Origin of the sequence: Providencia sp. PROV175, from assembly GCF_032707045.1 — a bacterium.
In the GTDB taxonomy this organism is placed as follows: Bacteria; Pseudomonadota; Gammaproteobacteria; order Enterobacterales; family Enterobacteriaceae; genus Providencia; species Providencia hangzhouensis.
In genome coordinates, this window is sequence record NZ_CP120533.1 from 3482825 (window position 1) to 3495008 (window position 12184).

The 12184-nt window shown below is 38.3% G+C and carries 12 protein-coding genes; 2 read left to right on the top strand and 10 right to left on the bottom strand.

Annotated elements, in window-relative coordinates; all coding sequences use genetic code 11:
- Positions 1 to 87 precede the first annotated feature (87 nt).
- On the top strand, positions 88 to 1806 hold the full coding sequence (gene proS / locus P3L44_RS15835; RefSeq protein ID WP_140171681.1) for a proline--tRNA ligase: 1719 nt from the start codon (positions 88 to 90) through the stop codon (positions 1804 to 1806).
- Positions 1807 to 1868: 62 nt separating this feature from the next.
- Here the strand turns inward: proS and chbG are convergent, their stop codons facing one another.
- From chbG to P3L44_RS15870, 7 genes are all read right to left on the bottom strand, one after another.
- Complete coding sequence (gene chbG / locus P3L44_RS15840; RefSeq protein ID WP_094961149.1) at positions 1869 to 2624, bottom strand: chitin disaccharide deacetylase; 756 nt, start codon at positions 2622 to 2624, stop codon at positions 1869 to 1871.
- A gap of 35 nt (positions 2625 to 2659) precedes the next feature.
- The gene (locus P3L44_RS15845; RefSeq protein WP_004257387.1) at positions 2660 to 4018 is read right to left on the bottom strand and encodes a 6-phospho-beta-glucosidase; all 1359 of its coding nucleotides are present in this window, start codon (positions 4016 to 4018) and stop codon (positions 2660 to 2662) included.
- Positions 4019 to 4128: 110 nt separating this feature from the next.
- The gene (chbR, locus tag P3L44_RS15850) at positions 4129 to 4995 is read right to left on the bottom strand and encodes a transcriptional regulator ChbR (RefSeq protein WP_272661636.1); all 867 of its coding nucleotides are present in this window, start codon (positions 4993 to 4995) and stop codon (positions 4129 to 4131) included.
- A 10-nt stretch (positions 4996 to 5005) separates the two neighbouring features.
- The gene (gene chbA / locus P3L44_RS15855) at positions 5006 to 5353 is read right to left on the bottom strand and encodes a PTS N,N'-diacetylchitobiose transporter subunit IIA (RefSeq protein WP_004257393.1); all 348 of its coding nucleotides are present in this window, start codon (positions 5351 to 5353) and stop codon (positions 5006 to 5008) included.
- A 44-nt stretch (positions 5354 to 5397) separates the two neighbouring features.
- Entirely contained in the window at positions 5398 to 6756 is a 1359-nt protein-coding gene (gene chbC, locus P3L44_RS15860; protein ID WP_140171678.1) for a PTS N,N'-diacetylchitobiose transporter subunit IIC, read from the bottom strand.
- A gap of 114 nt (positions 6757 to 6870) precedes the next feature.
- On the bottom strand, positions 6871 to 7191 hold the full coding sequence (locus tag P3L44_RS15865; protein WP_094961145.1) for a PTS sugar transporter subunit IIB: 321 nt from the start codon (positions 7189 to 7191) through the stop codon (positions 6871 to 6873).
- 371 nt (positions 7192 to 7562) lie between these two features.
- Complete coding sequence (locus P3L44_RS15870) at positions 7563 to 8219, bottom strand: copper resistance protein NlpE N-terminal domain-containing protein (RefSeq protein WP_094961144.1); 657 nt, start codon at positions 8217 to 8219, stop codon at positions 7563 to 7565.
- A gap of 271 nt (positions 8220 to 8490) precedes the next feature.
- Here P3L44_RS15870 and rof point away from each other — a divergent pair, with 271 nt between their 5' ends.
- A complete protein-coding gene (rof, locus tag P3L44_RS15875) occupies positions 8491 to 8754 on the top strand; it encodes a Rho-binding antiterminator (RefSeq protein ID WP_004257417.1) in 264 nt (87 codons plus the stop codon).
- A 63-nt stretch (positions 8755 to 8817) separates the two neighbouring features.
- On the opposite strand, the gene tilS is transcribed toward rof, so the two are convergent.
- From tilS to accA, 3 genes are all read right to left on the bottom strand, one after another.
- Positions 8818 to 10170, bottom strand: a complete 1353-nt coding sequence (gene tilS / locus P3L44_RS15880) for a tRNA lysidine(34) synthetase TilS (protein ID WP_272661635.1) — start codon at positions 10168 to 10170, stop codon at positions 8818 to 8820.
- Positions 10171 to 10183: 13 nt separating this feature from the next.
- Positions 10184 to 11071: a DMT family transporter gene (locus P3L44_RS15885; RefSeq protein WP_094961142.1), complete on the bottom strand. Its 888-nt coding sequence runs from the start codon at positions 11069 to 11071 to the stop codon at positions 10184 to 10186.
- Positions 11072 to 11219: 148 nt separating this feature from the next.
- Positions 11220 to 12179, bottom strand: a complete 960-nt coding sequence (accA, locus tag P3L44_RS15890; protein WP_140171675.1) for an acetyl-CoA carboxylase carboxyl transferase subunit alpha — start codon at positions 12177 to 12179, stop codon at positions 11220 to 11222.
- Positions 12180 to 12184 lie beyond the last annotated feature (5 nt).

Here is a 12184-nt window from a genome sequence, read left to right on the forward strand (position 1 = left end):
AGCCTCCGTCACTGGTAGACTAGCTCACTATATACCTTGGCAAATAAATCGTTTGCCATAACTTATTGTTCTAATGGAACCTATACAATGCGTACTAGCAAATATCTGCTCTCAACTCTAAAAGAGACCCCTGCGGATGCAGAAGTTATCAGCCATCAGCTGATGCTGCGTGCAGGAATGATCCGTAAACTTGCTTCTGGTCTGTATGACTGGTTACCCACTGGTGTGCGTGTTCTACGTAAAGTAGAAACCATCGTCCGTGAAGAAATGGAAAATGCAGGAGCTATAGAGGTATCTTTACCCGTCGTTCAACCTGCAGATTTATGGCAAGAAAGTGGTCGTTGGGAACAGTATGGTCCTGAATTGCTGCGTTTTGTTGATCGTGGTGAGCGCCCGTTTGTTCTCGGTCCGACTCATGAAGAAGTGATTACAGATTTAGTGCGTAACGAAATCACGTCTTACAAACAATTGCCATTGAATTTATTTCAAATTCAAACCAAATTCCGTGATGAAGTTCGCCCACGTTTTGGCGTGATGCGCTCGCGTGAATTTATTATGAAAGATGCGTACTCTTTCCACACTAGCCAAGAATCATTGCAAGAAACCTATGATGCGATGTACGAAGCCTACAGCAAAATTTTTACGCGTATTGGCTTTGATTTTCGTGCTGTTCAAGCTGACACTGGCTCTATCGGTGGTAGCGCATCCCACGAATTCCAAGTATTAGCGAAAAATGGTGAAGATGACGTCATTTTCTCTACTGAATCTGATTACGCAGCTAACATTGAATTTGCAGAAGCATTAGCACCAACAACACCACGTTGCGCTCCAACAGAAGAGATGCGCTTGGTGGATACGCCAAATGCAAAAACAATCGCAGAGCTTGTTGAACAATTCAATTTACCTGTTGAAAAAACTGTTAAGACATTGATTGTTCATGCGAAAAAAGATTCAGGTCACACGCTCGTCGCTTTATTAATTCGTGGCGACCATGAGTTAAATGAAATCAAAGCAGAAAAACACCCATTAGTGGCTAGCCCATTAGAATTCGCCACGGAAGCTGAAATCAGAAATGCAGTGAATGCTGGCCCGGGCTCTTTAGGCCCAGTAAATATGCCACTTCCGATTGTTATCGACCGTAGCGTTGCAGTAATGAGCGACTTTGGTGCAGGCGCAAATATTGATGGTAAACACTATTTTGGCATCAACTGGGAACGTGATTTGGCGTTACCAGAAGCTTTTGATTTACGCAACGTTGTTGAAGGAGACCCAAGCCCAGATGGTAAAGGTGTACTGCAAATTAAACGTGGTATCGAAGTTGGCCATATTTTCCAATTAGGGACTAAGTACTCAGAAGCAATGAAAGCTTCAGTCCAAAATGAAGATGGACATAACCAAATCGTCACCATGGGCTGTTATGGCATTGGTGTAACGCGTATTGTTGCCGCTGCTATTGAACAAAGCCATGATGACCGCGGAATTATTTGGCCGGATGCAATTGCTCCGTTCCAAGTGGCTATTTTACCAATGAATATGCACAAATCTTATCGTGTTAAAGAAGTTGCAGAAAAACTTTACGCTGACTTAAAAACAAATGGTATTGATGTGATTTTCGATGACCGTAAAGAGCGCCCAGGCGTGATGTTTGCCGATATGGAGCTGATTGGTGTTCCATACACTATCGTTATTGGTGACCGTAACTTAGACAACAACCAAATTGAATATAAATCACGCCGTAGTGATGATAAAGAATTGGTTGGCTTAGAAAATGTTATTAGCTTCCTAAAAGGAAAGCTCGGTAAATAAAATAAGTTAAAAGCTAGAAAATAAAGCCCAAATTTCGGTTATTTGAATTTGGGCTTCTTTTTTTAGATGTCTCGGTACGAACCAATCTTAAAACCATCCGCCAAAATCTGTGATTTTAAATTTTCAGATGTTAATACTTCCAATTCATTTAAACGTGGATAAGCATAGTTACTTTTTAATAGCGCATTATCAATAAAAGCAGGATGGCTCATAACTTCAATAGAATTATTACCTTGTGCTTTAGCTTCATTAATAATCTTCAAAAATAACGCTTCTGAGATTTGATCACCATAAAACTCACTACTAAAACAGTCAGTGCTTGGCACTTGATATGATAATGGCGGCCAATTTTTCTCTAATTGGCGATCAACACGTAATGCAATACCCTTTTCTTGGGCGAAAGCAACTACAATTGGAAAAATACCCTCAATCATATGAACATGATGATGGCTATCGATATGGCTCGGTTTTTGACCAAAAATTTCGATAAATTTTTGATATTGCAAATTTAGTTCTTGTTCAATCTCAATCAATGGTAAATCATTAATATCAATATTCCAAAGCCATTTACCCAACAGCCCATCACGGCTGAGAGTAGGCATTGATGAGAAAGGCTTCCCAGCCGTTAAAACAAAATGCATCCCCACTGCCAGATTCGGATTCTCTTGGCTTAATTTAGCCGCATGGGATATTGCAGGCATATTCATCATCGCGCTTGTTGAATGAACAACTCCATTACGATGAGATTCAATGATGCCGTAATTAACGGCCTCGCAGAGTCCAAAATCATCGGCATTTACAATAAGTAATACAGCCATATGCTCTCCCTTGACACTATAAGCTATTTGGCTAATTAACCTTCTTGCTCAAGCTGTTGTATTGCTTTAGCGAAGTTCGGTAGGTGTTTTTTATGGGCGATAAGTAATTCCTTAGAAATTAAACGCGCATCGTTATCAGAATGAATTAATGGGTTTAGATTCATCGCCAATAAAACATCATTAAACTGACCATTTACTGCAGCTTGGCTAGTGGTAATTTCAAAAGTTTTTAAGGTATAAATTAAACCAAGTACTTTATCATCAAAATGCTTTACTCGTGGGTGCGGTTTTGCGCCATCACGACCTAATAAGCATGTCATTTCGACTGTCCAGTCTTCAGGAATATTATCAATATGCCCATGATGTGGAATATTAACATAGTGCTCCGTTTGTTTGTCATTGTATATTGCATTGATGACTTCACAAGCGGCATCTGAATAATAAGCTCCACCTCTTAATTCAAGCTCTTTAGGTTTTACATCTAATGTTGGATTTTTATATAGTTCAAAGAGTTGATGCTCAACTTTTTGCACGACTTGAGCCCTAGCCCCCCCTTTATAATACTCGCCAAGCTCAATCGCTAGCATTTCCTTAGGTTTAAAATAGTACAATAAATAAGAGCATGGGATCAGATTTAATCCACGAATTAATCCTTCATCAAAAGCAAGGTCTGTAATATTTTTAACTGAATTTGCGCTTAATGTTCCAGAAGCAATCCCTTCTAATAACTCATTAAACCGTGATGAACCATTTACAATAACGTCTTTGATAAAAACCATATGATTTAAACCAAATAAGTCGATAGATAATTCATCGCTATCGGATAGTTTCAAAACATCGGTAATAAACATTTTCATACCGATAGGTATATTACAAACACCAATAAAACGTTTGAAGTTAGTGTGGCGATAAACAGCTTCAGTTACCATACCTGCGGGGTTGGTGAAATTAATTACCCAAGCATTCGGGCAAATTTCTTCGACATCTTTAATAATATCAAAAATCACAGGTATTGTTCGCAGCCCTTTGAATAAGCCACCAGCACCATTAGTTTCTTGCCCCAAATAACCATGTTTTAAGGGGATTGATTCATCTAACGCACGTGCTTTTAATTGCCCAACTCTTAATTGAGTCGTCACGAAATCAGCGTCTTTTAATGCTTCTCGCCTATCAAGCGTTTTAAATATCTTGAGTGGTATATTGGCATGTTTAACCATGCGCTCGCATAAATTATAGATAATATCTAATTTTTCTTTACCTTCATCAACATCCACTAACCATAATTCAGTAATAGGTAACTCATGGTAACGTTTAATAAAACCTTCTAGTAATTCAGGAGTGTAGCTACTCCCTCCCCCAATGGTGACAACTTTTAATTTCTGATTCTGAGTCATATTAACCTCATTGTACCTTTATAATAGACATAGAAAAGCACACCATCTTTATAGAAAAAGATGGATATGCTTGAGACGCATAGAAATGGGAAGATTATTTAGGTAATAATTTAACCTACCATTTTTTGTTCAACACTAAATAGATTTTTTCTGTAATCACTTGGTGTTAATGAAGTTAGCTCTTTAAATTTTTTAACAAATAAACTTGGACTGCTATAACCGGATTCAAAAGCAATATCCGTAATTGAATAATTAGTTATTTCGAGTTGCTTTTTAGCAAAATTAATTCTGATATCATTAATAATCTGCATTGGCGTTTTGCCATAATAGCGTTTTGTTGCCCGAGTTAAGTACTCTTGTGATTTTTCCGTTATCAAAATCATATTTTGTAGAGCACTTTCACTAAACATAGCGATATCATGCATTTCTTCCAATGTATTTTTTAGCCATTGAGGGGCATCATCTCGCATACTTTTTTCACGATAATGGCGTAATCGATTTACGACATTAAATGTAACCAACTCAATAAATTCATTAAATTCACTATCACGAAAATTTAATGATGCAATCACGGACTCTATATAAGCCATAAATTCATTTTTTAATTGATAGCCTTGCGATGCAACAAAATAACTTGGTAATAGTGGTAAATAATGTTTATCAAAAAATGATTTACTAATTCCAACATTGAGTATCCGTGTAGGCCCAAAATCATAAGAGCTTTCATGATGCGACCCTATTGGGAGAAAAATAAAATCTCCCCGCTCTAATAAAACTTTTTTCCCATTAATTATTTGATAACAACGCCCCGTTAGAACAATCATATATTCATAATAATCATGTTGATGCAGTCCACTTGCACTCTCAACTTTATTATAAATAAAGACATGAAAGGTTTTATTATTAAAAAGTTCACTTTCTTGAACGAGTTTAATTTCAGCATTAGTGTCGGTTCTATTCATCAGTGCCTGCATCATGGCTCCCTCTCTAATGGTTTAATTTTTCATGTAACTCAATTAACTCTGTAATTAATTCACGGGCTAACATGGCATTCATTAAATGATCTTGTGCATGAACCAGAACTAAGCTAACTTTGATTCGTCCTTCACCCATATCACTTTCAATCAATTGAGTTTGCACTTTATGCGCTTCATTCAGCGAAGAGTGCGATTGTGCCATTAAACTTTTTGCCGTCACAAAATCACCTTCTTTCGCCTTTTTTAATGCAGTATAAGCCAAGCTTCTTGCTTGCCCTGCATTAATAATCAGCCCCATGACAACTTCTTCAAGTTCATCCATAGTCGCATCTTCTTGGATATCATTAAGTTCAAACATACTTTTATCTCTATTTTGATGGGAGGAGCAAGCTCCCCCTTATTTTAAAACTTAAGTGCGTTAGCAATATCTTCTTCACTCTCTTCTTCATCGATTGTGTTTTGTGCTTTATTAGAAATCACAACGAACGGAAGATAAACGAGTACAGCCACACCAAGGTTAAATAATGCAAGTAGTAAGGCAGCGATACTACCATTAGTATTGAAGAATGCAGCAAGCCCCGTCGGCATTGTCCATGGTGCGATATTCGTCACTGGTGGGATAATCCCTAAATAATAAGCCGCGACCATTATTCCTGCCAATATAGGCTGAATAAGAATAAATGGAATAAACATAACCGGGTTCATAATGATCGGTAGACCAAAAATAATCGGCTCATTAATTTGGAAAATACCTGCCGGTAACGCTAATTTCGCAACCTGACGATGGTCGGCACGACGTGATGCGATAAAAATAGCGATAATTAATCCTAATGTAGCGCCCGTTCCACCTAAGAATACATAGGAGTCAAGCATCGGTTTTGCCCACATATGGAAGGATTTACCCGCAGCAATCGCAGCATCAACTGAACCATACTCTGCATATAAAGACACGTTTTCTAATGCCCACGGTGTCATTATACCGCTGTCTAATGCGGTTAATGCGAGAGAACCATGGATACCAAAGAACCATAATAGAGAGGTAAATACAACATATGCCCAGCCAACAACATTTCCCATAGAAGCAAGTGGTGTGGATACTGTGTCCATAATGATTTGATGGAAATTACTACTAATACCGCTTAGCGCCCACGACACAATTCCCATAATTGATAAGATGATAAAACCAGGAATAAGTGCAGAGAATGAACGAGATACGGATGGTGGTACGCTATCTGGTAATCTAATCACCCAATTACGGCGAACAATAAAAGTGAACATTTCAGCAACGACTAACCCTAGAATGATCCCTGAAATGATATTAGCCCCACCGAGCCAATTAGCACCAACGGCATAAGCACCATTGACGTCATATGGTGTGACTGTCATAAAAGAAGCAACAGCTAACAAACCAGCAGCAAGTGGATCAACCTTACGTTCTTCCGCCAGTGCCATCGCAATAAAAAAAGGTGCCATTAAGGACATAATTCCCAATGTCCCGTTATAAACGTTTCCACCAATGGCTTTAAAACCATTTAGTGTTTCTATCGTTGAAGGCTCTAGTCTAACCCCCAAAGAATAGAAAAATGACCCTGTATCAAAACTCAGAAAAACATTATTAATTAACACAAACATTGCCCCAACTAAGGTCAGAGGCATAATTCGAATAAAACCATTCTTTATTGCATTAACATGAGGTTGCTTTCCCAATCTAACAGCGAATGGAAGGAGTACCTTTTCAAGCGAAGTGATAAAAAGACTCATAAAAATACCCTCAATTTTTTGAGTATGCTCCATTCTTAACTAATTACGTTATGTTAATAACGTTAATGTTGATGGAGTTATTATGTTGTAGAGGTTGTAAATAGCTTTTTGGTATTAGCTTGCAGTTTGTTTTTTTATAATTGCAACGGCAGCTTTTAGTACACCGAGCCCATCCACTTTTCCGTACAAAAGTGAATCAATAACTTCAACTGGCTTGTTAGGTAATAATTTTTGGATATCCGATAACATCCAAGCAATTTGCGGGCCGAGTAATATCACATCCGCATCTACACCTTTTTCTGAAGCTAAGCTTTCAGGGAAGGCCTCTATATTGACAGGTACATCATATTTTTCTGCTTGCTGTCTCATTTTGTTAACTAGCAGTGAGGTAGACATTCCTGCAGAACAAAATAGATAAATATTTTTCTTATTCATTCCTTATCCTTTGATTCGTTCTATTTTTATTATCGCTATAACTTATAAGTTTTCTTATAGACTTATCATCTAACCCAACCCTACACACTAAAGCAATTAATTATCTCTAGTTGAATTGAGTATACTGCCTTACCAGCATTTTCGATAATTCAAACTAACCAACAATTGTCTCCCATTGACCAACAGCCATGACAATCCTCACATTTATATAAATATTTTGCGTCAATAAAAAAGTTATATTGATATCAAATAATGATAAGAAAAAAATTAAAGATGGGTAATACGGCGTTTTAATTGGTAATTTACAGCCCAAAAAGAAAAAGACCCACTTCAGTTGAAGTGGGTCTTCTTAAGAAAGAAAAAAGTACGAATTAGTTGCAAGAAGCAGATTTGTCGAACTTAATTGCACCTGTTGGGACTAATGCGGAATCAAACTGGCCATCTTCCATTGAAGGACGAATGGTATAATAACCTTCAATTTCAGCATAGACAGGTGTACCACCATCTACCCCAGTTTCTCCATACGCTTTTTCTAATTCAACACCAGAAACAGCGTATTGGCGACCACTATCGCACTCTTTGAAAACAGCTGCATCAGCCATATAGCGGTACTGCCCCACTTTTTTACTTGGCTTAACTTGGTCTAACGTATAATTCATCTGTGTTTCAATCGGGTTACCGTCTAAATCCAGCAAGGTCACTGATTGACCATCTGCTGATTGGGCAAAATAAGTACTTTCACCTTTAGGATTAGTTGCTCGTAGTTTATTATTTTCTATATCCCATTTACCAGTATCATGGAAAGCTGTATCACCATCTTTCGTTCCTAAGTAAACGAGCTGTTCAACATAACTACCATCTTGGTTAACTAACAATGTCGCCTCAATACCAGAGCAATCCGCGCAAGGTAAAACCCCTGTATAGACTTTATCGACTGGTGCTGCATCAATATTTTTTGTCGCACTCTGGCAGCCAGCTAACGTAATGCTTCCAACCGCCATTAAGACTAACATTAGTGATTTTTTCATTATAATTCCCTTAAAACCATGTGTTTTAACTTGTTAACCAATATAAACATCATAGCATTTCATCTAATAAAAATATGTCAAACATAAGAAAATTCGGACATTACTGATAAAATACGTTGTGTATTGATTTAGTGAATAAGAATTGTCTTTTTCCCTGCGCTGTGATTATAGTTATTAAAGTTACTGTGCTATTATCGTACTAAGCACATTTTTGCTTAGTACAACATGTTCAAGGCGGCAATAACCGCCACTAACACAGTGGTGAGGGAATATGTCTACAGATACTGAATATCAACCTATCAATTGTGATGATTACGAATATCTAGAAATCGCATGCCAACGTCAGCTAAAGTTGCAAATAATACTTAATGACGGTGTGAATATTGAGGGGAAGGCCAGTGATTTACTCCTACGAAAAAAAGTTGAGTACCTGATTGTTGAGACACATGATGGAACCAAGGAGTTAAGATTGGATTGCATAATTTCCTTCAGTCATCCTGAAATCGGCACAATTGTTGTCGACCACTCTCACTAATACTCACGATTTTGAGTCCTTCTATAGCCCCTTATGGTAATCACAGTCATAAGGGGCTTCTCATTAATTTAATACCTTAAATTCACCCTCTTTTTGCCAATCGATGGCAATACCCAGAGACGCTTCATCAACCACCCCCTCAGGGGTAATAAAGCACCCTACTGCGGTAATTAGCTGGTCGTTATAATAAATTAATGGCACTCTTTCTCTCATCCATGGAGCTACGCCTAATTCTTGCCAGATCTTCTTACTGCTTCTGGAACGATGGCGCCCTACTATTTTCAATGTGCCTTGCAGCCCAAAACGGATTGTCACATTTTCATGCGAAAGTGGTGGCCGTATTTGCCCCTCTCCTTCCATAACTTGTAATACTCCTAAGGATTCAGGTAACTCAAAAACCTCAGGAAAAACCCATTCAAACTGTTTATTTAATAGACTATTAATGCGCTTAACAACCCACAATGCGCCTTGATAACGACGAATTTCAAATCGCCCTAAGCGGCAAATAGGGTCTGCATCATGCCGAGCTAACGCGACTTCTTGCCAAATACGTTCCAATTGGTTAAATGGCGGCATTGGCAATTGGTGCAAACCAACCCAACGACGAATTAACGCATTACGTTTGGAAGATGAACACCCTTGCAAATCATCTATAAATAGGCCCCCTCGGTAATCCATCATACCTTCAAGGGTCTCTTTTAATAACTCATCGAGTAATGTTTCTTGCTCTGCACATAACGCTGCGCTGCGGGCAACTGCACTAGAAAAATGTGGCCAGCGCTCAGACAAAGTCGGCATAATATGAAGACGTAAAAAATTTCTATCATAACGGTCATCTTGGTTACTATCGTCCTCAACCCACGATAATTGTTGTTCTTGCATATAAGCTTCTAGCGCTATACGGGGTGTTGAAAGTAATGGGCGTAATAGCCATGTTGAACCGCAACATGCTGAAAAACCCAATAATTCAGGCATTGAAGACAACCCTGCTGGCCCACTACCACGCTTTAACGCTAACATGAAAGTTTCTGCTTGGTCATCAAGATGTTGAGCCGTAACTAATACCTCGCCTTCTTGTAATTCTTCTCGGTAAGCCTGATAACGAGCTTCTCGTGCTGCTGCTTCAATACCTTTTTGGCTTGAATCAACCACGACATGTCGGCAAATAAAAGGAATGTCCCATTGTGAACATAATTGAGCACAATGCTGCTCCCATTCGTTTGCTTTTCTATTCAAGCCATGATGAATATGAATAGCACGAATTTCTAGTGAAGGAAGCCGTTGTTGCCGAATAAGATAAAGTGCATGTAATAAAACTGTAGAGTCAATACCACCACTGAATCCCACTAGAATTTTTTGAATACCACTTATTTTATTAAGAACTTGTTCAACAATTACTTGCGAATGTTGCGCCATTTATTCGCCCTTCTTACGACTTCTGACTTTGGCTTTTTGCGCCAACACACAGAACACCAGAAATAATTACCAGTAATACCCCAATTGCATACGCAATTTCAAAAACATCATTTAAGATTAACACTAACCAGAGTACCGATAATACGGGAGATAAAAATACCACAGAAGCTATTTTCGCTGAATGACCTGTATTCATCGCCTTAAACCACAAAATATAAGACACCCCATTGATTAAAATGCCATTAACCAGTGTTGGCCAAAAAGCTGCTTTTGAAGGTAACTGCATTTCACTAAATAGTATCAGTAAGGCAAAAGAAGTTAGCGTTGAAAAAATAAATAACCACACAGTACTAATATAGGGGTCTATCGAATATTGGCGAGAAAAAACTGACATTAGTGCAAAGCAAAATGCACCACTAAAAACCAGTAATAACGCTGTTGGGTTTTCAACATGTAGCTGTGTAATTTGCCCTTTAGTAAAAGTAATAATCACCGCAATAAAACCAACTATGATGCCAATTATTTGTCTTCCAGCTAATTTATCTTTTAGCAATACTACTGATAACAAGATAATAACTAATGGCCAGCTATATTGAATGACCAATACGGCGATACCATTTTCAATGGAATATCCGTAATACAGTAACAAGTAGAATAAACAATCAAGAAAACCAAGAACAAAGACTTTGATTAGTACATCTCTTGGCAAGATAAACAGTTTTGTCAGCCGATACCCAGAAGCAAGTGCAACAATAATTACAGATATCGCTGAAATTAAGTTTGACCAAAAAAGGAATTGGAAGCTATCCATACCTTCTTGCCCAAAACGAGAGACAATAGGAATAAAGCTCCATATCAATACGCAAGTAAAAGCATATAGCAAATAATTATATTGTCGCACCCTAGTTCCTATCTATTATTATTTTCAGCAGATGAATAATTTAAATCAAAACACTCTGTTATCATTAAAAATGACTAGCTTAAAAATAAAAAAACGGGAGCTGGCAAAAAGCAAACTCCCGTTTTTATTAACGATTAGCGGTTAATAATTAGCAATAACCATAGTCCATCAGACGCTGATAGCGGCGGTTTTTCAACGCTTCGGCATCTAATGCATCTAATTCGTTTAAGTCCTCATTCAGGCGTGCTTTTAGCTGTTCCGCAATTTCATCATAATTACGATGTGCACCGCCTAATGGCTCAGGAATAACATTATCAATTAATTTCAGTTCTTTAAGACGTGGAGCAGTAATCCCCATCGCCTCTGCTGCTAGTGGTGCTTTATCTGCACTTTTCCATAGAATGGAAGCACAGCCTTCTGGTGAAATAACAGAATAAGTACTGTATTGCAGCATATTGACTTTATCACCAACACCGATGGCAAGAGCACCGCCAGAGCCACCTTCACCAATAACAGTACAAATGACTGGGACAGATAAACGTGACATTTCACGTAAATTACGTGCGATAGCCTCTGACTGACCACGCTCTTCAGCACCAACGCCCGGATAAGCCCCAGGAGTATCAATAAAGGTAATAATAGGCAAGTTAAAACGCTCAGCCAGTTCCATCAGACGCAATGCCTTACGGTAACCTTCTGGGGCTGGCATACCAAAATTACGACGGATTTTTTCTTTTGTCTCACGCCCTTTCTGATGCCCAATAATCATAACTGGGCGACCATCTAAACGCGCCATTCCACCCACAATGGCTTTATCATCTGCATAAGCACGATCACCTGCTAATTCTTGGAAATCAGTAAAAATGCGAGAAATATAATCCAATGTATATGGACGACGTGGATGACGAGCGAGTTTAGCGATTTGCCAAGCTCCTAGATCAGAGAAAATTTTACGTGTCAGTTCAACACTTTTTTCACGTAAACGAGCAACCTCTTCATCTAGGTTGACTTCTAAGTTGTTATTTTGACGGCTAACCGCTGTTAGAGAATCAATTTTCGCCTCTAATTCCGCGATTGGCTGTTCAAAATCAAGAAAATCCAGACTCATAATAT